This is a genomic window from Bradyrhizobium sp. BR2003, assembly GCF_009720285.1.
Classification (GTDB): Bacteria; Pseudomonadota; Alphaproteobacteria; order Rhizobiales; family Xanthobacteraceae; genus Bradyrhizobium; species Bradyrhizobium elkanii.
Genome location: NZ_SMYJ01000048.1, coordinates 42,223 through 64,688, shown reverse-complemented (window position 1 = coordinate 64,688; position 22,466 = coordinate 42,223). Strand labels below are relative to the sequence as shown.

General features: G+C 65.2%; 20 protein-coding genes and 1 pseudogene. 11 read left to right on the top strand and 10 right to left on the bottom strand.

The genetic code is table 11. The annotated features are described in order from the left end of the window. Window positions 1–65: 65 nt before the first annotated feature. Window positions 66–1,610, top strand: coding sequence for a cation:proton antiporter (locus E2I15_RS37045; RefSeq protein WP_028342605.1), 1,545 nt, complete (start codon window positions 66–68; stop codon window positions 1,608–1,610). A gap of 53 nt (window positions 1,611–1,663) precedes the next feature. Continuing rightward, a complete protein-coding gene (locus E2I15_RS37040; RefSeq protein ID WP_137476711.1) occupies window positions 1,664–2,434 on the top strand; it encodes a hypothetical protein in 771 nt (256 codons plus the stop codon). A gap of 104 nt (window positions 2,435–2,538) precedes the next feature. Here E2I15_RS37040 and E2I15_RS37035 read toward each other — a convergent pair whose 3' ends face one another. From E2I15_RS37035 to E2I15_RS37020, 4 genes and pseudogenes are all read right to left on the bottom strand, one after another. Further along, a complete protein-coding gene (locus E2I15_RS37035; RefSeq protein ID WP_018269644.1) occupies window positions 2,539–3,345 on the bottom strand; it encodes an SDR family NAD(P)-dependent oxidoreductase in 807 nt (268 codons plus the stop codon). 100 nt (window positions 3,346–3,445) lie between these two features. Continuing rightward, a complete protein-coding gene (locus E2I15_RS37030) occupies window positions 3,446–3,859 on the bottom strand; it encodes a DUF1850 domain-containing protein (RefSeq protein WP_137476710.1) in 414 nt (137 codons plus the stop codon). After that, window positions 3,820–5,928 carry a TRAP transporter permease gene (locus E2I15_RS37025; RefSeq protein ID WP_137476709.1) on the bottom strand — a complete coding sequence of 703 codons (2,109 nt, stop codon included), beginning with the start codon at window positions 5,926–5,928 and terminating at the stop codon, window positions 3,820–3,822. The genes E2I15_RS37030 and E2I15_RS37025 overlap by 40 nt, the downstream gene beginning before the upstream one ends. A gap of 176 nt (window positions 5,929–6,104) precedes the next feature. Beyond that, window positions 6,105–7,051 (bottom strand): annotated as a pseudogene (locus E2I15_RS37020) (TAXI family TRAP transporter solute-binding subunit). 147 nt (window positions 7,052–7,198) lie between these two features. Between E2I15_RS37020 and E2I15_RS37015 the strand changes: the two are divergent. Beyond that, a complete protein-coding gene (locus tag E2I15_RS37015) occupies window positions 7,199–8,482 on the top strand; it encodes an MFS transporter (protein WP_137476708.1) in 1,284 nt (427 codons plus the stop codon). Between the two features lie 350 nt (window positions 8,483–8,832). Continuing rightward, window positions 8,833–10,047 (top strand): EAL domain-containing response regulator, encoded by a 1,215-nt coding sequence (locus E2I15_RS37010; protein WP_137476707.1) that lies wholly within the window; start codon window positions 8,833–8,835, stop codon window positions 10,045–10,047. Window positions 10,048–10,067: 20 nt separating this feature from the next. Here the strand turns inward: E2I15_RS37010 and E2I15_RS37005 are convergent, their stop codons facing one another. After that, window positions 10,068–10,964 carry an HpcH/HpaI aldolase/citrate lyase family protein gene (locus E2I15_RS37005; RefSeq protein ID WP_155262773.1) on the bottom strand — a complete coding sequence of 299 codons (897 nt, stop codon included), beginning with the start codon at window positions 10,962–10,964 and terminating at the stop codon, window positions 10,068–10,070. Between the two features lie 19 nt (window positions 10,965–10,983). Continuing rightward, window positions 10,984–11,463 carry a hypothetical protein gene (locus E2I15_RS37000; RefSeq protein WP_028342613.1) on the bottom strand — a complete coding sequence of 160 codons (480 nt, stop codon included), beginning with the start codon at window positions 11,461–11,463 and terminating at the stop codon, window positions 10,984–10,986. Between the two features lie 205 nt (window positions 11,464–11,668). Between E2I15_RS37000 and E2I15_RS36995 the strand changes: the two genes are divergently transcribed. Further along, window positions 11,669–11,968, top strand: a complete 300-nt coding sequence (locus E2I15_RS36995; protein WP_137476705.1) for a hypothetical protein — start codon at window positions 11,669–11,671, stop codon at window positions 11,966–11,968. A gap of 114 nt (window positions 11,969–12,082) precedes the next feature. Here the strand turns inward: E2I15_RS36995 and E2I15_RS36990 are convergent, their stop codons facing one another. Then, a complete protein-coding gene (locus tag E2I15_RS36990; RefSeq protein ID WP_137476704.1) occupies window positions 12,083–13,279 on the bottom strand; it encodes a hypothetical protein in 1,197 nt (398 codons plus the stop codon). Between the two features lie 75 nt (window positions 13,280–13,354). On the opposite strand from E2I15_RS36990, the gene E2I15_RS36985 reads away from it, so the two are divergent. After that, window positions 13,355–13,633, top strand: coding sequence for a hypothetical protein (locus E2I15_RS36985; protein WP_137476703.1), 279 nt, complete (start codon window positions 13,355–13,357; stop codon window positions 13,631–13,633). Window positions 13,634–13,644: 11 nt separating this feature from the next. On the opposite strand, the gene E2I15_RS36980 is transcribed toward E2I15_RS36985, so the two are convergent. Beyond that, complete coding sequence (locus E2I15_RS36980; protein ID WP_137476702.1) at window positions 13,645–14,274, bottom strand: NUDIX hydrolase; 630 nt, start codon at window positions 14,272–14,274, stop codon at window positions 13,645–13,647. Window positions 14,275–14,366: 92 nt separating this feature from the next. Between E2I15_RS36980 and E2I15_RS36975 the strand changes: the two genes are divergently transcribed. The 3 genes from E2I15_RS36975 (at window position 14,367) to E2I15_RS36965 (ending at window position 16,229) form a co-directional block, all read left to right on the top strand. Next, window positions 14,367–14,792, top strand: coding sequence for a PaaI family thioesterase (locus tag E2I15_RS36975; protein ID WP_016845608.1), 426 nt, complete (start codon window positions 14,367–14,369; stop codon window positions 14,790–14,792). Between the two features lie 106 nt (window positions 14,793–14,898). After that, window positions 14,899–15,909: an aldo/keto reductase gene (locus E2I15_RS36970; protein ID WP_137476701.1), complete on the top strand. Its 1,011-nt coding sequence runs from the start codon at window positions 14,899–14,901 to the stop codon at window positions 15,907–15,909. A gap of 119 nt (window positions 15,910–16,028) precedes the next feature. Continuing rightward, window positions 16,029–16,229, top strand: a complete 201-nt coding sequence (locus tag E2I15_RS36965) for a hypothetical protein (RefSeq protein WP_137476700.1) — start codon at window positions 16,029–16,031, stop codon at window positions 16,227–16,229. A gap of 100 nt (window positions 16,230–16,329) precedes the next feature. Here E2I15_RS36965 and katG read toward each other — a convergent pair whose 3' ends face one another. After that, window positions 16,330–18,495, bottom strand: coding sequence for a catalase/peroxidase HPI (gene katG / locus E2I15_RS36960; RefSeq protein WP_137476699.1), 2,166 nt, complete (start codon window positions 18,493–18,495; stop codon window positions 16,330–16,332). 118 nt (window positions 18,496–18,613) lie between these two features. Here katG and E2I15_RS36955 point away from each other — a divergent pair, with 118 nt between their 5' ends. After that, complete coding sequence (locus E2I15_RS36955; RefSeq protein WP_137476698.1) at window positions 18,614–19,570, top strand: hydrogen peroxide-inducible genes activator; 957 nt, start codon at window positions 18,614–18,616, stop codon at window positions 19,568–19,570. 167 nt (window positions 19,571–19,737) lie between these two features. Here E2I15_RS36955 and galU read toward each other — a convergent pair whose 3' ends face one another. Then, on the bottom strand, window positions 19,738–20,613 hold the full coding sequence (galU, locus tag E2I15_RS36950; RefSeq protein WP_016845617.1) for a UTP--glucose-1-phosphate uridylyltransferase GalU: 876 nt from the start codon (window positions 20,611–20,613) through the stop codon (window positions 19,738–19,740). A gap of 223 nt (window positions 20,614–20,836) precedes the next feature. On the opposite strand from galU, the gene E2I15_RS36945 reads away from it, so the two are divergent. Next, on the top strand, window positions 20,837–22,216 hold the full coding sequence (locus tag E2I15_RS36945) for a lytic murein transglycosylase (RefSeq protein WP_137476697.1): 1,380 nt from the start codon (window positions 20,837–20,839) through the stop codon (window positions 22,214–22,216). Window positions 22,217–22,466: the final 250 nt, after the last annotated feature.

The window sequence follows — 22,466 nt, the reverse complement described above, 5'->3', positions numbered from 1 at the left end:
TTGCCGCAAAACCACACGCTGGATTATACGTCAATTGCGACGATCGGCTGCATCGGGGGTTCGGCTTGCTCACATTCGAATGGATCATCGGCCTGTTGCTCGCAGCGGTGGCCCTGTCGGCGCTGGCGCGGCGGATCAAGGTGCCCTACCCGACCTTCCTGGCGCTCGGCGGCGTGCTGCTGACGCTGCTGCCGTGGGCCCCGACCTGGGCGCTGGAACCGAAACTGGCGCTGGCGCTGTTCGTCGCGCCGGTGCTGCTCGATGCCGCGTTCGACACCTCGCTGCGCGATCTCCGCAACAACTGGCTGCCGGTCTCGACGCTGGTGGTGGTCGCGGTCGGCGTCACGACGGCGGCGGTCGCGGTGGTCGCGCATTGGCTGCGCCCGGACATGCCGTGGGCGGTTGCGATCGCGCTCGGCGCCATCGTGGCGCCGCCGGATGCGGCCGCAGCCACCGCGATCCTGCGCCAGGTCAACCTGCCCTACCGGATCCAGAAAATTCTCGAAGGCGAAAGCCTGCTCAACGATGCCAGCGCGCTGCTCATCTATCGTGTGGCGGTCGGCCTGGTCGCCGCCGAGCACATGAAAATCCGCGAGTTCGTGCCGTCCATCACGATTGCGCTGGTCGGCAGCCTCGCCGCCGGCTTCCTGTTCGCGCAAGTCTGGATGATGATCACGCGCCGCATCACCGAGGCGCCGAGCGCGATCATCACGCAGTTCGGCGGTACCTTCATGGTGTGGATCATTGCCGAGCATCTCGGGCTGTCCGGTATCCTCACCATCATCGCCTATGCGATCACCATCTCGCGCACCGCGCCGGCCCGCACATCGGCGCGGCTGCGCGTGTCGTCCTACGCGGTGTGGGAAACCGTGGTGTTCGTGCTCAACGTGCTCGCCTTCATGCTGATCGGCCTGCAGTTGCGCCCGATCTGGTCCGGGCTCGACGACGAGGTGCGGTGGAAATATTGCAGCTTTGCCGCCGCGATCCTCGCCGTCGTGATCCTCGCCCGCATCCTCTGGGTGATGCCTTACGGCGCGCTGCTGCGCACGCTGAAGGCGCGCAACCTGCTGCCCGCCCATGTGGTGGACGCCGTGCCGACCTTGAAGCGCGGCTTCATCGTGTCCTGGTGCGGAATGCGCGGCATCGTCACGCTGGCGGCGGCGTTTGCGTTGCCGGAATGGTTTCCGTATCGCGATCTGATCCTGCTGACGGCGTTCGCCGTGGTGCTCGGTTCGCTCGTGATCCAGGGGCTGACGCTGCGGCCGTTGATCCTGGCGTTGAATTTCGCCGACGACGATCCGGTCGGACGCGAGGCGGCCCATGCCCGCGGCGTGGTGTTTCGCGCCGCGCTCGACGAAATCGACGCCGACCCGTCGGAAGAGGCCGAGATTCTGCGGCTCGAATATCGCGCCGTGCTGCTGCGCGCCGAGAATGATCCCGACGGCGGCCTGACCTCACGCGAGCTGCCGTCGGATCCGCTGCGCCGCCGCGCCATTGCCGCGGCGCGTCAGGCCTTGCTCAATCTGCGCCGCACCGAGGCGATCGGCGACGATGCATTCCATCTGGTCGAGGAAGAGCTCGACCGCGCCGAGCTCAGCGTGGAGGCGTAGCGCCGCGCCGCAATATCTTTTGAACCATCACAGGGTTTGTCAGACCTAACATCATGACAATCCTCATTGATCGCAATTCCCCGCGCGCCTCGGCGAAAGTCGAGGCGAAGTTCTTCTATTTCTATATGGCGCTGTCCTGCATGGCGGTCGCCTTTCTCGGTTTTGCCCCGACCTACTGGATGCCGATGGCGAGAGGCTCGCTGTCATCGCCTCCCGTGGTGCACCTGCATGGGCTGCTGTTCTTCGCCTGGACGCTCTATTTCGTGTTCCAGAGCTGGCTCGCCGCCTCGGGACGTATCAGCCGGCATCGCAGCGTCGGATTGATCGGCATCTCGCTGGCGACCGCGATGACCATGATGGGCATCGTGGCCTCGATCAGCGTCATGAAGCGCTCGGCGGCGATCGGACAGCTCAATGAGGGCCTCGCCTTTGCCATCGTTCCGCTCAGCGGCATCCTGTTCTTTGCCGTCGTGTTCGCGCTCGCGATCATCTGCCTGCGCGACCGCGAAACCCACAAGCGGCTGATGCTGCTGGCGTCGATCTCGATCCTCGATGCAGCGGTCGCGCGCTGGTTCCTGACCTTCCTCGCGCCGCCGGGACCGCCCGGCCCACCGCCGGTCCCGGTCACGATCGCACCGGCGCTCGTCGCCTATCTGCTGCTGGTCGTCGCGATCGTGTTCGACTGGCGCACCCGCGGCCGCCCACACCCGGTCTACGTCTATGGCGGGCTGACACTGGTCGCGGTGAAGCTCTTGAACTGGCCGATCAGCAGCTCGACGACGTGGCATTCGCTGGCCGGCGGCATCCTGGCGCTGGCGCAATAGTCGCATGATCCGGAAAAGTGGGAACCGGTTTTCCGAAGAAATCATGCTCGACCAAGAATGCAAGATTATGATGCGGTCCCGTCCGATCGCATCATGATCGCCCTTCACGCACCCGACTTGGAGGTGATGCCGCCGTCGACCACGAGTTCGATGCCGGTGACATATTTCGATTCATCCGACGCCAGGAACAGCGCGGCGTTGGCGACGTCCCATGCGTCGCCCATATGCCCCATCGGCACCTGCGCGTCGCGGGCGCGCCACATCGCCTCGACATCGCCCTTGGCGTAGCTCTGCGCGAGGCCCGCGGAATGCGCGACCATCGGCGTCTTCATCAGTCCGGGCAGGATTGCGTTGACGCGGACATGCTTCGAGGCGAACTCGACCGCGGTCGAGCGCGTCATCTGATTCATCGCCGCCTTGCTCGCGTTGTAGCTGACATAGGAAATGCCGACATGGCGGATCGAGGCGATCGAGGAGATGTTGATGATCGAGCCGCCGCCCTGCTTGATCATGACCGGAATGACGTGCTTCATCGACAGATAGGCGCTCTTGAGGTTGACCGCGAAGACGCGATCCCATTCGGCTTCCCCCACTTCCACCACGCTGCCGACCTCGGCGATGCCGACATTGTTGTCGAGCACGTCGATGCGGCCATAGGCCTTGAGGCAGGCCGCGACCATCGCCTCGACCTCACCGGCGCGCGAGACATCGGCGGTGAATGCGACGGCCTTGCCGCCTTCGCCGGTGATGATGCCGACGGTCTCCTCCGCCGCGGCGCCGTTGCGATCGACGCAGAAGACGCTGGCGCCCTCGCGCGCAAAGGTGACGGCGGTCGCCTTGCCATTGCCCCAGCCGGGCCCGATCGAGCCCGCCCCGACCACCATCGCAACCTTGCCCTTGAGCCGATCCATCGCCTGTTCTCCCTTGTTGTTCTTGCGGTTCTTGTAGCCCGGATGAAGCGCAGCGAAATCCGGGGCCACTGTTCCCGGATTACGCTTCGCTCCATCCGGGCTACGGATTTTTGCAAACACTCATCGTGGTAACATTAGCACCGATCGGATGGCCGAAAATCTCCGATAGCGTCTGGCAGTGTCCCTCCTGGCACAGGTGCCATTCACCCGCGGCGCCGGAATTGCCGAGCACGACCTCCGGCCGTGGCACCGGCGGCGGCGACCATTGAAACCAGCCATCGACAAGGCGCGCCTCCGGCGGCGGCTCCATGCCAGCGCCCGTGCCCTTGACGCGCGCCTGTTGCAGCGTGAGCCCGGCCGGCGTGACCAGCCAGTCCTCCTGCCAGGCGCTCTTCTCGATCGAATGCGTCCAGGCGAGCGTGAAGGCCGCGATCGACAGCGCCTTCACGACTCCCGCGGAAGCGAGGCAGAGGCTCAAGCCGCCGCCACCGCATTGCGCGGACGCTGCCGCCATTGCCACAGCACGACAGCAGCGGCGAGCATGAAGCCCGCCGTATCCGAGAACGGGAAATCGCCGAGCAGGCAGAGCGCGGCGCCGAACGCGACCAGGATCTCGATGAAGGTCAGCCGCGCGAACAGGAAGCCGATCGCGACGATGCCGAACAATCCGATCGCCACCAGCGCCTTGAAGGCCGCCAGCGCCACCGCGCCGTAGAAGCCGAGCTGTGCCTGCATCGGGTCTCCCGCCTGCAGCATCAGCGCCGGCGAATAGACGAAGATGAAGGGAATGACGTAGCCGGCGAGCGCGATCCGCATCGCCTCCCAGCCGATCTTGTCCGGATTCTCCTTGGCGATCGGCGCCGCGGCCAGGGCGGCGAGCGCGACCGGCGGCGAGAGGTCGGCCATGATGCCGTAGTAGAACGCAAACATGTGGCTTGCGATCAGCGGCACGCCGAGCTTGGCGAGCGCCGGCGCGGCCAGCGCCGCGGTGATGATGTAGGTCGGGATCGTCGGGATGCCGGTGCCGAGCAGGATCGACAGCAGCATGGTCATGATCAGCGCCAGGAACAGGCTCTTGGCGCCGAGTCCGATGATCCAGCTGCCGAAGATGGTGCCGACGCCGGTCTGCGTCATCATGCCGATGATGGTGCCGACGATGGCGCAGGCCATGCCGACGGTCAGCGCGGACTTGGCGCTGTCGGCGAGCGAGTCGCGGCAGGCTTTCAGCGTGGCGCGGCCGCCGCGGGTGATCGCCGCGATCACGATCAGCCCGGCGACGACGCCGGCGACCGGAACGATCTCGATGCCGTGGCGCGAGACCGCGGCGACCACCAGCGCGAGGCCGATCCAGAAGATGTAGCGCACGATGGTGTTGGAGAGGCCGAGCGTGATGCTGGCGCCGAGGATCAATGCAACCGTGAGCGCAAGTCCCATGCTGCCGGCATAGAGCGGCGTGAAGCCCTCGAACAGCATGTAGACCAGCGCCGCGAGCGGCAGCACGAGATACCAGCGCGCCACCAGCGCCTTCCAGGCGCTCGGGATCTCTGCGCGCTTCATGCCGACGAGGCCATGCTTGCCGGCTTCCAGATGCACCATCCAGAACGCCGAGGCGAAGTAGAGGACCGCCGGGATCACCGCGGCCTTGACGACCTCCGAATAGGGCACGCCGAGCGTCTCGGCCATGATGAAGGCGACCGCGCCCATCACGGGCGGCATGATCTGGCCGCCCATCGAAGCGGTGGCCTCGACGCCCGCGGCGAAGGCGCGGCGATAGCCGAACTTGATCATCAAGGGGATCGTGAACTGGCCGACGGTAACGACGTTGGCGACGCCCGACCCCGAGATCGTGCCCATCATGCCCGAAGCGAACACCGCGACCTTGGCGGGCCCGCCGCGGGTGCGGCCGAACAGGCCGAGCGAGACGTCGGTGAACAGCTGGATCATGCCGGCGCGTTCCAGGAACGAGCCGAACAGGATGAACAGGAAGATGTAGGTCGCCGAGACGTAGATCGGCACGCCGTAGAAGCCTTCGGTGCCGAACGAGAGATGGGTGACGATCTGGTCGAAGTCATAGCCGCGGTGATTGAACGGCGACGGCAGATATTGGCCGAAGAACCAGTAGAGCAGACAGGCGCCGCACATCAGCGGCAGCGCCGCCCCCATCAGCCGCCGCGTGCCCTCGAAGATCAGGACCGCGAGCAGTGTGCCGACGGCGAGGTCCATGTTGGTCGGATCGCCGTCGCGGGCGATCAGGTCGGCATAGAAGACCCACTGGTAGAGCCCGCAGAGGAACCCGGCGGCGCCGACGATCCAGCTCACCGCGCGGCCGAAATCGGTCTTGGCGGTGAAATTGCCGATCAGGCCGAAGGTCAGCAGGATCAGGAAGCCGACATGGACGCCGCGCACCACCTGGCTCGGCAGGTAGTTGAAGGCCGCGACATAGAGCTGGAACACCGCAAAGGCGAGACCGATGGCATAGGCCAGGTGTCCCCAGGCGCCCGGGCCGAAGCCTTCCGGAAAGCCATGCTCGAAATTGTCGAATTCAACCTTGATGGGCTGCTCGCCCTCAGCCTGCTGCTGCATCGAATTAAGTCCCCCGCCATGCTTACGGCGCTTGTAGCGCCCCATCGCACGTCATGCGCGGGCTCGACCCGCGCATCCATCGAAAAATCACCGTCTCTAGAAAGATGGATGGCCGGGTCATCCCCGATCAAGTCGGGGACGGGCGCCCGGCCACACCATCCTCGAAGCAACCGGCCCTACTTGATCAGGCCCTTCTCCTTGTAATAGCGGATCGCGCCGGGATGCAGCGGCACCGGGCTGCCGGTCGCGGCGGCCTCGAGCTTGATCTCCTTGCCCGCGGCGTGGGCGTTGGCGAGTTCCGGCAGCGATTCGTAGACCAGCTTGGTCATCTGATAGGCGAGATCGTCCGACACCGCGCTCGAGGTCACGAGGTAGTTCACGACCGCGGCGGTCGGCACGTCCTTGTCCTGGCCGGTATAGGTGTTGGCCGGGATGATCACGGAGACGAAGGGCGGACCGATCTTGTCGACGGTCTCCTTCGGCACGGCGACCACGGTGATCTCGCTCGAGGTCGAGAGGTCCTTCAGCGAGGCGACGCCGAGGCCGGCGGACTGCAGCGTGGCGTTGAGCTGGCGGTTCTTCATCAGATCCACCGATTCGGCGAACGGCAGGTACTCGACCTTGCCGAGATCCTTGTAGCTCATGCCGGCGGCCGCGAGGATCGCGCGCGAATTGAGCTCGGTGCCGGATTTCGGCGCGCCGACCGACAGGCTCTTGCCCTTGAGATCGGCCAGCGTCTTGATGCCGCTCTCGGCGGTCGCGACGATCTGGATGTAGTTCGGATAGATCGCGCCGATGGTGCGCAGCTTGTCGAGCTTGTTCTTGAAGCCGGCTTCGGCGTCGCCTTCCCAGGCCGCCTTCAGCGAATCGCCGAGCGTGAAGGCGATCTCGCCGCGGCCCTGCTGCAGCAGCACCAGGTTCTCGACCGAGGCCTTGGTCGCCTGCACCTGGGTTTTCACGCCGGGGATCTTGTCGCCGTAGATCTTCCCCATCGCGACGCCGAGCGGATAATGACGCCGGAGGTGCCGCCGGTGAGCACGTTAATGAACTGCTCGGCCTGTGCGACAGGCGCGGACAAAACGCTGGCTGCCACGATCGCAGCAGCCATCAACTTGGAATTCATGAGTATTATTCTCCCCTTAAGCCGGCCGGAAATTGGCCGGACACCCCCGCCGGGTCAACCCATCCAAATGACGCATGCGCTGCGGAAATCCCTGATAGCAACACCACTTTACCTGCGCGGGAACCCGGCGCCTGCAAGCGGGTTAAGATGCGCAATCTCGCCGCGGGGTATGACTTGCAGCCGTCCGGGACGACCGTTGGGCGCGCGCTTGACGCGCTGAACTTCTTCCTCGCCGACGTGCGGGACGGGCTCGGCCCCTATCTTGCGATCTATCTCCTCACCGAACGGAAGTGCGACGAGGCCTCGATCGGGTCAGTGATGTCGATCGCGGCCATCGCCGGAATCATGGCCCAGACCCCGGCCGGCGCCCTGATCGACCGCAGCCGTGCCAAGCGCGGACTGGTGATCGCTGCGGCCATTGCCGTGACCGCCGTATGCCTGCTGCTGCCGCTGCTCGACCGGTTCGAGCTGGTCGCCGCGACCCAGGCGCTGGCGGCGGCCGCCGGCTCGGTGTTCGCGCCGGCGATCGCCGCGGTGACGCTCGGCATTGTCGGACCCAAGGCGTTCGCGGCACGGACCGGCCGCAACGAGGCGTTCAATCACGCCGGCAATGCCGTAGCCGCCGCGATCGCCGGCGGCACCGCCTACTGGTTCGGTCCAGTTGTGGTGTTCTGGCTGCTCGCGGCGATGGCGCTCGCCAGCATCGCCGTGACGCTGTCGATCCCGGCCGCCGCCATCGATCACCAGATCGCACGCGGGCTCGACGATATGGAGGAGCACGGCGCGTCGCATGACCGGCCATCCGGCTTTCGCGTGCTGCTGACCTGCAGGCCGCTGCTGATCTTCGCGGTCTCGACGGTGATCTTTCATTTCGCCAATGCGGCAATGCTGCCGCTGGTCGGACAGAAGCTCGCATTGGTCAACCGCAACCTCGGGACGTCGCTGATGTCGATCTGCATCATCGCGGCGCAGATCGTGATGGTGCCGGTCGCGATGCTGGTCGGACGCAAGGCCGACGTCTGGGGCCGCAAGCCGATCTTTGCTGTGGCACTCGCGGTGCTGGCGATCCGTGGCGCGCTCTATCCGTTGTCGGACAACCCGTATTGGCTGGTGTCGGTACAATTGCTCGACGGCATCGGCGCCGGGATCTTCGGCGCGCTGTTCCCGCTCGTGGTTGCCGATCTCACGCACGGTACCGGGCATTTCAACATCAGCCAGGGCGCGATCGCCACCGCAACCGGCCTCGGCGCAGCGCTGAGCACGGCCGTCGCCGGATTCATTATTGTCCACGCCGGTTACAGCGCCGCATTTCTCTTCCTCGCAGCCGTCGCCTGCGCCGGGCTGATCGGCTACTGCGCGTTGATGCCGGAGACGTTGCGATCGGCAACGGCAACGTCACGCACGACTGCATTGGCATCGCAGAACGGATGATCCGATTCGCCGTTAATGCTCGGCGGCAACTCGATCCAATGTCCGACAATGACGCAGTTCCGCTCGTGCATCGACGCGACAACACAGTCATTAACGCCGTCTCTCGATGACACACGCGCACGGCGTTGCTGCCGATGTGCAAAGTCGCACGCGATCGCGCTCATGAACGTCAGATGACGCATTTGTTGCACGTGTAACAGCGGTGAGACGTCGCGATTCCAGCGTAATTTGAATCGAATTGAATCCTTTAAGGTTAGCGAGGCAATCAATGTATGAACCAGAAATTTCCATGATTGCCGCCGCTCTAGGATGTACGAGTCAAGCCGGGGTAACTACGGACAAGGCGGGGCATGAATCACATCAGTCACATCGAACGCACGCGAGCCGGCTGGTTCGGACATCGCAAGCTGACCCCACGCGCATGCATTGCGGACAGCAAAAAACACCTTCGCACCTTCCTCGCCGAGGCGCTGGAAGATCTCGGCTTCATCACCAGTGAATGCAGCCAGGCTTTGGAACTCGACACCGTTCTGGACGCGGAACGGCCCGATCTCCTGGTGCTCGGCGTGTCCGTGGACGGCATCGAAGTCAGTAAAATTCTCGAGACTTTGGTGAGAAAGGACTATGGCGGCAAGGTCCTCGTCATCGGGCAGCCGGACTCGATCATCGTCAAGGCGGTCCGGCAAATCGGCGATGAGTACGGCATTGCCATGCTGCCGGCGCTGTCGACGCCGTTCAGCGCCGGAACCCTTCGCGACAGTCTTGCGTCGCTGATGCCGCTTGAACCCGCGCCGAGCCCGGCGGTGGACGTGCCCGAAGCGCTGAAGGCCGGCTGGCTCGAGCTGTGGTATCAGCAGAAAATTCATCTCCGGACGCTGGTGCCAAGCGGCGCCGAGGCGCTGATCCGGATGCGCCATCCGGCCTGGGGTGTCGTGCCGCCGGCCTACTTCATCCCAGACGAAAGCGATCCGCATTTTCATGCGCTGTCCGAGTTCGTGATCGAGCGTGCCATCGAGGATTGGCGCTATCTCATCGAGCAGATCGGCCCGGTCAATCTCTCGATCAATCTGCCGATCTCCTTCCTCGCCGACGATCGTGCCGTGCGCGAGCTCTGTTACCGGATGCCGGATCATGCAGCCTTCGCGGGCCTGCTGATCGAGATCGACAGTACCGAGGTGATCGATAATCTGGATCTGGCAATCGATGTCGCCCGGCGCGTTCGGCTGCACAATATCGGCATCTCGATCGACAATGTCGGCGCGAACTGGCCGTCTTTGCTGGGACTGCCGAACTTTCCGTTCGTCCAGCTCAAGGTCGACCATCAATTCGTCACCGGCTGCGCGGATCAGCGCCTGAAGCAGACGGTATGCCGGCGTGTCGTGGAGCTGGCCCACGACAATAGCGCGCAGGTCGTGGCCCAGGGGGTCGAGACCCGCGCGGACTTTCTCGCCGCGCACGAAATGGATTTCGATCAGGTCCAGGGCTACCTGTTCGGCAAGCCGATGGGCGTCAAGAAGTTCGCCCGCTCGCGCATGCATTTCTCGGAGAAAGAGCCGGCGTCCTGAGGCGGGCTCTCTGGTCAGGCTCATGCGTCGCGATCGATCGCGCGCAGCGCTTCGCCGCGCGCGATCAGGCGTTTTGCATTGGAATAGGTCGGGACCTCCAGCAACGAGCCGTCGAGTTCGACGCGCCCAAAGCCCTGCGTTCGCGCCGCTTCGAACGCCGCGACGATCCTGCGCGCCCGGCGCAACTCCTCCTCGCCCGGCGTCAGGACGCCGTTGACGATCGAGGCATGCGCGGGATCGACCAGGCTCTTTGCGGTGTAGCCCAGCCGTCGCGCCCAGATCGTGTCGCGTTCGACGCCTTCGGCGTCGCTCCAGGTGTAGGGACAATCGACCGCGACGACGCCGGCGGCACGACATTCGACGATGAAGCGCTGCCGCGCGTAAGCCAGCTCCAGCCCATCGCTGCCGCGCTCGGCACCAAGATCGGCGGCGAGATCCTCGGAGGCCATCAGGCAGCCGATCGTGCGCCGGCTCGCCGTGGCGATCGCGCCGGTCTGCACCAGACCGCGCGCGAACTCGATATTCGGCAGCAGCGACGTCGATCCTTCGGCGATACCGTAGTCGCGCTCGAACCGCGTCACCGCCTCGTCAAGCCTGACGACATGGTGCGGCTCGGCGACCTTCGGCAGCGCGACGATATCGGGACGTCCGCGCATCACGGCGGCGAGATCGTCCATGCCGTCCTGGTCGAGCGGATTGACGCGGACCGCGACGACCACGCCTCGGCCGCGCCAGGCCGGGTAGAGCTCGCCCGCCAGGGCCCGCGCCTTCGGGCGCAGCCGCGGCGGGGTAAAATCCTCGAGCTCGTGGATCAGCACGTCGGCGCCGCTGGCGGCCGCGTGCTGCAGCACGTCCTCGTTGGCGCCTTCGAGAAACAGCCAGGAGCGGCACAGCGGAGCCGGACGCAGCTTGCGCATCACGCGGCCCGCGCCGCCGTCACTGGAACGTCATGTCGAGGCATTTCGAGATGTCGGAGCCGAGGCCGGACGAGATGGTGATGCAGCCGCGAATCTTCTGGGTGTTGACGTCGCTCGCCCAGATCGCATAGCCGCCCGGACCGAAGAACGAGTTGGTGTTCGGCGGCTCGGTCTCGGTGGCGTCGAACGTGTAGTTGCCGTCGGTCTCGAAGATGCGCGGCTTCTTGGTGCAGCCGCCGTCGGCTTGTACGTTGATGACCTCCTTGTTGTCCCGCGTCAGCGCCAGCGAGACCTGGCAGCGGAAGTATTCCGAGGTCTTGGCGTTGAACAGATAGGCGTAGGACTTGCAGGTCGCGGTGTTGAGCTTGCCGGCCGACAGGCCGCGGCTGCAGGAGATCCGCTGATTGTTGGAGAGCTTGAACTCGTCCGCCTGCGCGACTGACGCCAGCGTCATGAACGACAGAGCGACACCGATACCGATCTTCATGACGTGGTTCATCGCGATCATCCCCAGGTAGTGTTTCCGCCAATCAAAGCGTTTGTAAACGGTAACGCGAAAATAGTCGCCCAGCTTGATGCGGGAAATCACAACCTCGCTGGTCTGCGCGAGCGGTCACGCCGATTGTCGTATTGACGTGCGAATATCGTTCGTGATTTGTTCAAAAGCGTGGGGACGACGCCGTTTTCTCGGCCGGAGGTGGATCATGACGCATTTTTTGACCAAGACTTTTTTTGCGACTGCGGCGTTTGCCGCGCTGACGACCTGCGCTTTCGCGCAGGAGGCTGCGCCCTGGGAGCTGAAGTCCGACATGGGCTATGCCTATGACAAGGACGGCAAAACCTGGTCCTACAAGATGGGCACCAACAACGCCGGCACGCTGCTGAAGGGCGCCAAGAAGGTGCCGAAGGGGACGCTGTTCTTCATCGGCCAGAACGGCCAGCTCTACATGCGCTCCGGGCCCTATCTCGAGGGCGACGGCAAGTTCAAGTTCGGCTCGAATTAGCGCGTTTTCGAGCGAAGTGGACGCCGGTTCGCGTGAAGAAAACGCGTGAAGGGTCTGGAGCTCCGGTTCTGATTCGATCAGAACCGGAGCTCTAGCTAGCGGTTTTCGGCAGCATCAGAACGCTGCGGCCAATTCCTTCGCGCCCGGCTTGTTGCTGTTGAAGTCCATCCGCTCGTTGGTGACGGCAAGCAGCCTGGCCACCGTGTTGTGGCGGATGGCGACCGGGTTGCGCTCGTAGCCGGAGCGCTGGAAGAAGTTCGAGGTCGGCACCTGCTCGCGCATCGCCTGCGGCATGGTCACCATGTCGAGCCCGGTGCCGTCGCCGGTCAGGTTCATCATCTCGAGTTCGGCCGCGGTCAACGGCCGGCTGTAGCCTTTGTTGCGGGCGAAGATCACCGAGGTCAGCAGCTTGTGGGTCTGCAGCATCGGGCCGACATCGATGTCGAGCACCATGGCATGGCACGCCCAGCCTTGCGGCGTGTCGGCGAGGCGCTGATGCGCGGACCAGTCGTCGGGCACGGTGCGCGTGAACGCGACCATCTTCTTCAGCACCGCGAGCTTGTGCTCCATCGCCTTGCGCGCGGGCCCCTGCGTCCTCGCAACCCGCTCGGTCAGATCCCGCACGAATTCATGGCCCTGCTCGGCCAATAGCTCGACGGTGTTGGTGGTGAGCAGCTGGTTGTAGCCCATCGCGGTGGAGATGGCGCGCTTGCCGCCGTGCTCGATGCCCGCCTGCACGTCGTAGGTGCCGGTGCCGCCGGTCTCGAACGAATAGACCCGCACCGCCTGCTCCGGCGTCAGCCCCGCGGCGCGCGCGTAGCGGGCATAGGCGCGCTTGAACTCGATCTCGCTGGCCGGCCGCTGCGGCGTGAACTGGAATTGCTCGGCCGCCGCCCTGACCAGGTCGGAGGCCACCGGAAGCGTTTTGGGCGGACGCGGCGGCTTGCCTTCCTCCTCTTCCGGAGCCGGATTGACCGGCCGCTTCGGACCCTCATAGACCGGCGGCTGCTGCAGCACGTAATCGTCCAGCGATATCTGCACGCGGTCGCGCCGCTTGGCGTTGCGGCCGCGCCTCTTCTCGGCGATCGCGTTCCAGTAGGCGCTCGCGTCCTGCTCGAAGGCGGCGCGCGCCTCCTGATATTCCTGCAGCTTGCGGCGATATTCCATGATCGCCTGCGGCGATGCCTGCGCCATCGCATTGGAGACGGAAGGCGGCAACGCACCGGCCTCGCCGGCAAGGACGGACGGCGCGCTGGCGGCGAGCGCGAGCGCGACAAATCCAGGGCACAGGCGAATCAATTGCGGGCGCATGGCCTCGTTGTATCAAGCACGGCTGCGAAGTCAGCCCGGAATTGTCCGGATCGCAGCGGCCGGATGCCGCGATCGATGCAGAATATTCGCCACAATGCGGTGTTTTCCGAACGCAGCAGTGGAGAGACTGCCATGAGGATGACCGTCTGGCTGGTTACCGCCTGCGCATTGACGCTCGCTGCACCGGCGCGCGCCGAGCGTCCGGACTGCGGGTCGTTTCCGGACACGCGTTCACGCCTCACCTGTTACGAGAATGTGTCGCGGGCGCCTCCGGAACCCGAGGCCGCGACGCATTCGCCTGGTGCGCACGGGAAATCAATGAAGATGAACGCCCGCAAGCGGCGTCACAAATAGCGTCATCGTCGCTACTTCCATGCGAATACCGGCTGCTCCAGTTCGGCGACGCGGGTGCTGCGACCGGCCAGTACCTCGCGGAATTGATAGATCAGCGCAGCAGTCGGAGCATGGATCTGCTGGCCACCGAGGCGGAAGCGGATCACGCGCCGCGAGCTTTCCGGAATCGTGGCGAAGCTGAACGCGTCTTCCAGCTCGATCGCATCGAGGCCGATGCGGTGCACGGAGGCGACCTCGTCGGGGTTCGGCGTGATCGCCGCATGCGCGCCGGCCCAGACCACGACCGGCGTGATCAGATAGCCGGACCGCGTCGGATAATCGTCGAGCATGCCGAGCACGTCGCGCTCCGACAGTGCGAGCCCGAGCTCCTCATGCAATTCGCGCAGCGCGGCCTCGGCCTGCGTCTCGCCGGCATCGCAGCGCCCGCCCGGCAGCGCCCATTGCGCGCTGTGGGCACGCAGGCGCGCGCTGCGGCGGGTCAGCAGGAAGGCCGTGCCGCTGCCGCCGTCGGCTTCGGTCAGCGCGATCGCGACCGCGGCACGCTTCAGCATCGGCGCGGCGTCCGCCGGCGCCAGGCGCGCGAATGCGGCACAGAGCTCTGCGATATTCCGCCGGGTGGCATCGTCAAATGTGCGGGCCATTGACCTTGACTACAACACAACAGCGTCTGATGAAATGACTGCTACCACATGCCTCCTGCGATCAATCATCAGCAAGCAACGGACCCCACCTCATGACGGCCAAGGCCGCGGACAAACTCAAATCCGACGGCTGGAAGATCGCCGAAACCACGGGATTCCTGACGCTGATCGGCCCGCTGTGGGAACGGTTGAAGGACGGCGCGCTCGAGCTCGCGCTGATCACCGAGGACAAGCACCACAATCGCCGCGGCCTCGTGCAGGGTGGTGTGATCATGACCTTCGCCGATCGCGCCTGCGGCATGGCCGCACGCTTCGTCTCGGGCAAGCCGACGCTTGCGACGGTGCAGCTCGACACCCATTTCGTCGAGGCCGGCAAGATCGGCGAGATCCTGACGACGCGGCCGCGCGTGGTACGCTCGACCCGCAGCCTGATCTTCATCACGGCCGAGGTGACCGTCGACAAGCGCTGTATCGCGATGGCCAACGGCGTGTTCAAGATCCTGAAGAACGAGAGTTGATCCTTTGGTCATTCCGGGGCGATGCGCAGCATCGAGCCCGGAATCTCGAGATTCCGGGTCTGGTCCTTCGGACCATCCCGGAATGACAGCAGAAAAGGAACGATCGATGCAATATCGCCAGCTCGGCCGCAGCGGCCTGAAGGTTTCGCCGATCTGCCTCGGCACCATGATGTTCGGCGGACCGACCGACGAGGCGACCTCGGCGCGGATCGTGGCGAAGGCGCGCGAGGCCGGCATCAACTTCATCGACAGCGCGGATGCCTATAATGGCGGCAAGTCCGAGGAGGTCGTCGGACGCGCGATCTCGAACAGAAGGTCGAACTGGGTGCTCGCGACCAAGCTCGCCAACCCGATCGGCGACGACCCCAATCATGGCGGACTGTCGCGGCGCTGGGTGTTCCAGGCCGCCGACGAGAGCCTGAAGCGGCTCGGCACCGACTACATCGACGTCTATTATCTGCACAAGGAAGATCACACGACGCCGCTCGACGAGACGGTGCGCGCGATGGGCGACCTGATCCGCGCCGGCAAGGTGCGCTACTTCGGCGTCTCCAACTACCGCGCCTGGCGGGTCGCCGAGATCTGCAACATCTGCGACCGGCTCGGCATCGACCGTCCGGTCGCGAGCCAGCCCTACTACAATGCGATGAACCGGATGCCCGAAGTCGAGCATTTTCCGGCCTGTGCCTATTACGGCCTCGGCATCGTGCCCTATAGCCCGCTGGCGCGCGGCGTGCTCACCGGCAAATATGCGCCCGACGCGGCGCCGCCCGCGGACACGCGTGCGGGGCGCAACGACAAGCGCATGATGCAGACCGAGTGGCGGCCGGAATCGCTTCAGCTCGCGCAACAGATCAAGCGCCACGCCGAGAGCCGCGGTATCACCGCCGGGCAGTTCGCGGTGTCCTGGGTGCTGAACTCGTCGTTCGTCAGCGCGGTCATCGCGGGCCCGCGCACCGAAGCGCAATGGGACGACTACATCCGCGCGCTCGACTACCGCTTCACCGCCGAGGACGAAGCCCTGATCGACCGCCTCGTCGTCACCGGCCATCCCTCGACGCCCGGCTTCAACGACCCCGCCTATCCGATCGAGGGGCGCCGGGCGCGGACCGAGTAGCGCCCAGGCCTCGGCGCTCGTCTCGGCAGCGCCGAAGTTACGTTTCGTAGCTTCCGAATTGCGCGGAGCCCGACTCGGCTGCAGCATCAGGACATGGAAATGCTGATGCTGGTGCTGCAATGACGGCAGCCAATGTACTGGACTGGATCGTGGCCCTCCTCGTCTGCTGGGCGAGCCTGACCGCAATCTTCGAGCCTCGGCGCGGTGCCTCGCAGTGCGACGTGCCCACCGCAACAAGCAGCGCGCCGCAAGTCTCACTGGCGACCCTGACGCAAGCGGAGATTGAGGAGATGATCCGCGACATGAAGCTGCATGATTGAACGGGATCGGCAAACCGCGAAAATCCTTCCTCGTCGTCCCCCAAATGAAACAGGGCGGCGCCGAAGCGCCGCCCTGCTCTGATTGCCGTTTGCTCGCCGCTTACTTCGCGAGATCGAAGCGGTCGGCGTTCATCACCTTGGCCCAGGCCGCGACGAAGTCGTTCACGAACTGCTCCTTGGCATCGGACGAGCCGTAGACCTCGGCGAACGCGCGCAGCTGCGAGTGCGAGCCGAAGATCAGGTCGACGCGGGTGCCGGTCCACTTCACCGCCTTGGTCTTGCGGTCGCGGCCCTCATAGACGCCCTGACCGGCATCGCTCCACACCGTGCCCATGTCGAGCAGGTTGAGGAAGAAGTCGTTGGTGAGCGTCCCCGGCTTGCTGGTGAACACGCCGTGCTTCGACTTCTTGGCATTGGCGCCGAGCACGCGCAGGCCGCCGACGAGGACCGTCAATTCCGGTCCGGTCAGCCGCAGGAGCTGTGCACGGTCGACCAACGCTTCCTCGGGCTGCAGGAACTGATGCTTGCCGCCGATATAGTTGCGGAAGCCGTCAGCCCGCGGCTCGAGCGGAGCGAACGATTCGACGTCGGTCTGGTCCTGCGTCGCATCGGTGCGGCCCGGCGTGAAGGGGACCTTCACATTGGTTCCGCCGTCCTTGGCCGCCTTCTCGATCGCAGCCGCGCCGCCGAGCACGATCAGATCGGCCAGCGAGACCTTCTTGCCGAACTCCTTCTGGATGGCTTCGAGCTTGCTCAGCACAGTCTTGAGCTGCGCCGGCTCGTTGACATCCCAGTCCTTCTGCGGCGCAAGGCGGATGCGTGCACCATTGGCACCGCCGCGCTTGTCGGAGCCGCGGAACGTGGAGGCCGAGGCCCAGGCGGTCGACACCAGTTCGGACACCGACAGGCCCGAGGCGAGGATCTTCGCCTTGAGCGCCTCGATATCCTTGTCGTCGATCACGGCATGGTCGAGCGCCGGTACCGGATCCTGCCAGATCAGCGTCTCCTTCGGCACCAGCGGGCCGAGGTAGCGCTGGATCGGACCCATGTCGCGATGCGTGAGCTTGAACCAGGCGCGGGCGAAGGCGTCCGCGAACTGATCCGGATGCTCGTAGAACCGGCGCGAGATCTTCTCATAGGCCGGGTCGTAGCGCAGCGACAGGTCGGTGGTCAGCATCGTCGGGACATGCTTCTTCGACGGATCGAACGCGTCCGGAATGACGGCGTCCGCGCCCTTTGCCTTCCACTGCTTCGCACCCGCCGGGCTCTTCGTCAGCTCCCATTCGTACTTGAACAGGTTCTCGAAGAAGTGGTTGCTCCACTTGGTCGGGGTCTGGGTCCAGGTGACCTCGGGACCGCCAGTGATCGCGTCAGCGCCGACGCCGGTGCCGAACTTGCTCTTCCAGCCGAGACCCTGTTCCTCGATCGCGCCACCTTCCGGCTCCGGACCGATCAGCGACGGATCGCCCGCACCGTGGGTCTTGCCGAAGGTGTGGCCACCGGCGATCAGCGCAACCGTCTCCTCGTCGTTCATCGCCATGCGGAAGAACGTCTCGCGGATGTCCTTCGCGGCGGCGACCGGGTCCGGATTGCCGTTCGGGCCTTCCGGGTTGACGTAGATCAGGCCCATCTGCACCGCGCCGAGCGGCTCGGAGAGCTGGCGCTCGCCGCTGTAGCGCTCGTCACCGAGCCAGGTGCCTTCCGGACCCCAGTACAGCTCTTCCGGCTCCCACACGTCGGCGCGGCCACCCGCAAAACCGAACGTCTTGAAGCCCATCGATTCCAGCGCGACGTTGCCGGCGAGGATCATCAGGTCGGCCCACGAGATCTTGCGGCCGTACTTCTGCTTGATCGGCCACAGCAGCCGGCGCGCCTTGTCGAGGTTGGCGTTGTCCGGCCAGCTGTTGAGCGGGGCGAAACGCTGCTGACCGGCACCGGCGCCGCCGCGGCCGTCGGTGATGCGATAGGTGCCTGCCGAGTGCCAGGCCATGCGGATCATCAGGCCGCCGTAATGGCCGAAGTCGGCCGGCCACCACTCTTGCGACGTCGTCATCAGGGCCGTGAGGTCCTTGATCACGGCATTGAGATCGAGGGACTTGAATTCCTTGGCGTAGTCGAAGCCCTTGCCCATCGGATCGGACAGGCTGGAGTTCTGATGCAGCACCTGAACGTCGAGCGTCTCCGGCCACCAGTCACGATTCGTGTGCCCGCGGGGCCCGCCCGTGAATGGGCATTTGCCCGCGCCTTCGTCGGTTTTTGCGTCCATGTTTCTTCTCCGAGGTAGTGGATTCTGGAATGTGCTGGAGCTCTTCCAAGAGCGATTCTACGCGCCGCAATCCATCAGAGGAAATTGACTTTAATGATCGTGTCGATAAGATTATCTGATGATAAATGTCACACTCCGGCAACTCAGGTATTTTGATGCTCTGGCCCACCACCGCCATTTCGGGCGCGCCGCGGATGCCTGCGCGATCTCGCAGCCGGCGCTGTCGATGCAGATCCGCGAGATGGAACAGGCCGTCGGCGGCGTGCTGATCGAGCGCAATGCGCGGCAGGTGACGCTGACGACATTCGGCGAGGACCTGCTGCGCCGCGTGCGCGACATCCTGCGCTCGGTCGACGAGCTCGGCGACTTCGCGCGCGCCTCGCGCGACAAGCTTGCCGGACGGCTGCGCGTCGGCATGATCCCGACCGTCGCGCCATATCTGCTGCCGAAGGTGATCGAGAACCTGGCGCGGCTGCATCCCGAGCTCGACATCCATGTCCGCGAGACGCTGACGCCGAAGCTGATCAAGGAGGTCGCCGAGGGCCGGCTCGACACCGCGATCGTGGCGCTGCCGGTATCGGAACCGTCGCTGACCGAGGTCGCGCTGTTCTCGGAAAACTTCCTGCTGGTGCGGCCGGGCGAGGATGCCAAGACGCCGGTGCCGAGTGCCGAGATGCTGCGCGAGATGCGGCTCTTGCTGCTCGAGGAGGGCCACTGCTTCCGCGACCAGGCGCTGTCGTTCTGCAACATGCAGTCCTCGCCGCCGCGCGAGGTGCTGGACGCGAGCTCGCTGTCGACGCTGGTGCAGATGGTCGGCGCCGGCATCGGCGTCACCCTGATCCCCGAGATGGCGGTGACGGTGGAGACGCGCTCGGCGCCGGTCACGGTCTCGCGCTTCAAGCACCCGCAGCCGTCGCGCACCATCGGCATGGTCTGGCGCAAAACCTCTCCGCTCGCCGCGCAGCTCCAGCAGATCTCCGAGGTCGTCAGCCTCGCCGCCCGCGCCCTGCGCGCGCCGAAGCAGGACGGCGCCAAGGAGCCGGCGAAACGTGCGGGGCGAAGGAAGGTGGCGTGATCTCGGCTGTGTAGCGGAGACGATGCCGTCGGTGTTTAACGCACCAAGCGCGCCACGCTTACAGCAGTCGTCCCTGCTTTCGCAGGGACGACATCGAACATGTTGCGTGGTCTGGGAATCATACGTCCGCATTCTCGCGGCGAATGACGAGATGAGGCGGCGGCGCCCTACTTCTCCAGATACTTCTTCATCTCGGCGATCAGGCCGTCGCGCAGTTCGGGGCGCTTGAGGCCGAAGGCGATGTTGGCGCGGAGGAAGCCGGGCTTGGAGCCGCAATCGTGACGCTCGCCCTCGAACTCCACGCCGTAGAACTTCTGCGTCTTGGCAAGACCGATCATCGCATCGGTGAGCTGGATCTCGCCGCCGGCGCCGCGCTCCTGCGTCGCCAGGATGTTGAAGATCTCCGGCTGCAGGATGTAACGGCCGGTGATCGACAGGTTGGACGGCGCGGTGCCCTGCGGCGGCTTCTCGACCATGCGATCGACCTCGAAGATGTTGCCGGTGCGTTTGCCGACGCTGCAGATGCCGTATTGATGGGTGAGTTCGTCGGGCACCGCCTCGACCGCGATCAGGTTCGACTTGTCACCAAGCCTGCTCGCGGCGTCGATCATCTGCTTGAGGCAGCCCGGCGTGTTCAGCACCAATTCGTCCGGCAGCACCACCGCGAACGGCTCGTTGCCGACGATATCGCGCGCGCACCACACCGCGTGGCCGAGCCCGAGCGGCGCCTGCTGCCGGGTGAAACTCATCGCGCCGGCCTCAGGCTGGTTCTGCGCCAGGATATCCTGCTCGGTCTTCTTGCCGCGCTGCGCCAGCGTGGTGTCGAGCTCGAACATGCGGTCGAAGTGATCCTCGATGACACCCTTGTTGCGGCCGGTGACGAACACGAAATGCTCGATGCCGGCTTCCCGGGCCTCGTCGACCACGTACTGGATCAGCGGCTTGTCGACGATCGTCAGCATCTCCTTCGGCATCGCCTTGGTGGCGGGCAGCACGCGGGTACCGAGACCGGCGACGGGGAATACGGCTTTGCGGATCTTCATGGGATTATCGGAAGCCTTGAAATGGGTGGGACGGCGGCACGAAATGAATCATGCCTTTGGTACCCCGTTTTGCAGCCGCCAACAAAGGCGGATGTGTGGTGCGGCTTAATTCCGCCGTTCCCGTCAGCCAATGCGGGCCGCAACAAAATCTCGCCCTTGTTAAGTTATTGGAAACCGTGCCGGGGCCTTCTGGAACAGCACGATTTTGACAGGCACACGACAAATGCGCGCGATGGGAACATCAAGGATCAAGCTTTTCAGCGCGAGCCTGATCGCTCTGGGCCTGCTGCTGCCCGGCAGCACGCAAGCCCAGTCGGCGGGCAACGGCCTGACCAACCTGATCGACAGCATCTTTTCCGGACCGAATGCGACGCCGCCGCAGGCCGCGACAGGACAGGATGGCGCAGCGCCGCCGTGGAGCGGTGAAGACGGCGCCTCCGGCCATCCGCTGATGACGGCTGCGGCGATCCGCCAGGCCGCGTCGGACTTCCCGAACTGCGTCGCAGCGATGTGGCCAGATGCCGCACGGCGCAACATCAGCCAAGAGAATTTCGAGCGCTTCACCGCCGGCCTCACGCCCGATCTGCGCATCATGGACCTGATGGATTCGCAGCCGGAATTCACCAAGGCGATCTGGGATTATCTCGACATCCTGGTCAGCGACACCAGGCTCGCCAAGGGCCGCGAGATCCTTGCGAAATACAAGCCGCAGTTCGATGCCACCGAGAAGGCCTATGGCGTCGACCGCTACATCATCGCGGCGATCTGGGGCATCGAGTCGAACTACTCGACCCAGATGGGCGATCGCAACGTGGTGCAGTCGACCGCGACGCTCGCCTGCATCGGCCGCCGTCAGGCCTATTTCAAGGACGAGTTCCTGTCGGCGCTGGAAATCCTCAACCGCGGCGACCTCAGGCCCGAGCAGATGCGCGGCTCCTGGGCCGGCGCGTTCGGCCCGACCCAGTTCATGCCGACCGCGTTCAAGCGCTATGCCGTCGACGGCGATGGCGACGGCCGCCGCGACGTCGTCGACAATCCGAGCGACCTGATCGCCTCGACCGCCAACAATCTGAAAAAGGACGGCTGGCAGACCGGCGCGAGCTGGGGCTACGAGGTCGTGCTGCCGCAGGGCCTCAATTACATGCTGGCCGACCGCGCCAAGGCGATGCCGCTGTCGCAATGGGAGCATCTCGGCCTCAAGCGGCCGAACGGCCAGCCGTTCCCGCGGCCGTCCGACAAGGCCTATCTGCTGGCGCCGGCCGGCGCCGAGGGGCCCGGCTTCCTGATGCTGCAGAACTTCCGGGTGATCATGAAGTACAACCCGGCGGAAGCCTATGCGCTCGCCATCGGCCATTTCGCCGACCGCCTGCGCGGCGGCCAGCCCTTCGCGCAGCCCTGGCCGCGCCAGGAGCGGGTGCTGTCGCGCGCCGAACGGCTGGAACTGCAGCAGCTGCTCGCCCAGCGTGGCTTCTACAAGGGCACGCCCGACGGCCAGTTCGGCGGCCAGACCCGCGAGGCGCTGCGCGGCTTCCAGGTGTCGATCGGGGCGCCGGCCGACGGCTTTGCCACATCAGAGGTGCTGGAGCGGCTGCGGGGGCGGTAGGGCTGAAGCCGCAGGCTGGCCCAGCCCGTAGCCCGGATGGAGCGCAGCGAGATCCGGGGTTTTCGCATGCGGTTCGTCTGGTCCCGGATTACGCTTCGCTCCATCCGGGCTACGGGCCATTCGCGGCCACAAGCTCCCTGTACCTCTCCCGCTTGCGGGGGAGGTGCCCCGGTTCCGTCGCCGCGACATCCGCCCCCTCCCCCCCCCAAAAGTAACCGTGAAATCCGATATTTGCCGGCTGCCTTGACGG

Coding starts and splice junctions, on each gene's coding strand:
- E2I15_RS37040 (WP_137476711.1), top strand. CDS start 1,664: ATGACAATCCTCATTGATCGCAATTCCCCGCGCGCCTCGGCGAAAGTC.
- E2I15_RS37035 (WP_018269644.1), bottom strand. CDS start 3,345: ATGGATCGGCTCAAGGGCAAGGTTGCGATGGTGGTCGGGGCGGGCTCG.
- E2I15_RS37030 (WP_137476710.1), bottom strand. CDS start 3,859: ATGGCGGCAGCGTCCGCGCAATGCGGTGGCGGCGGCTTGAGCCTCTGC.
- E2I15_RS37025 (WP_137476709.1), bottom strand. CDS start 5,928: ATGCAGCAGCAGGCTGAGGGCGAGCAGCCCATCAAGGTTGAATTCGAC.
- E2I15_RS37015 (WP_137476708.1), top strand. CDS start 7,199: ATGCGCAATCTCGCCGCGGGGTATGACTTGCAGCCGTCCGGGACGACC.
- E2I15_RS37010 (WP_137476707.1), top strand. CDS start 8,833: ATGAATCACATCAGTCACATCGAACGCACGCGAGCCGGCTGGTTCGGA.
- E2I15_RS37005 (WP_155262773.1), bottom strand. CDS start 10,964: ATGCGCAAGCTGCGTCCGGCTCCGCTGTGCCGCTCCTGGCTGTTTCTC.
- E2I15_RS37000 (WP_028342613.1), bottom strand. CDS start 11,463: ATGAACCACGTCATGAAGATCGGTATCGGTGTCGCTCTGTCGTTCATG.
- E2I15_RS36995 (WP_137476705.1), top strand. CDS start 11,669: ATGACGCATTTTTTGACCAAGACTTTTTTTGCGACTGCGGCGTTTGCC.
- E2I15_RS36990 (WP_137476704.1), bottom strand. CDS start 13,279: ATGCGCCCGCAATTGATTCGCCTGTGCCCTGGATTTGTCGCGCTCGCG.
- E2I15_RS36985 (WP_137476703.1), top strand. CDS start 13,355: ATGCAGAATATTCGCCACAATGCGGTGTTTTCCGAACGCAGCAGTGGA.
- E2I15_RS36980 (WP_137476702.1), bottom strand. CDS start 14,274: ATGGCCCGCACATTTGACGATGCCACCCGGCGGAATATCGCAGAGCTC.
- E2I15_RS36975 (WP_016845608.1), top strand. CDS start 14,367: ATGACGGCCAAGGCCGCGGACAAACTCAAATCCGACGGCTGGAAGATC.
- E2I15_RS36970 (WP_137476701.1), top strand. CDS start 14,899: ATGCAATATCGCCAGCTCGGCCGCAGCGGCCTGAAGGTTTCGCCGATC.
- E2I15_RS36965 (WP_137476700.1), top strand. CDS start 16,029: ATGACGGCAGCCAATGTACTGGACTGGATCGTGGCCCTCCTCGTCTGC.
- katG (WP_137476699.1), bottom strand. CDS start 18,495: ATGGACGCAAAAACCGACGAAGGCGCGGGCAAATGCCCATTCACGGGC.
- E2I15_RS36955 (WP_137476698.1), top strand. CDS start 18,614: ATGATAAATGTCACACTCCGGCAACTCAGGTATTTTGATGCTCTGGCC.
- galU (WP_016845617.1), bottom strand. CDS start 20,613: ATGAAGATCCGCAAAGCCGTATTCCCCGTCGCCGGTCTCGGTACCCGC.
- E2I15_RS36945 (WP_137476697.1), top strand. CDS start 20,837: ATGCGCGCGATGGGAACATCAAGGATCAAGCTTTTCAGCGCGAGCCTG.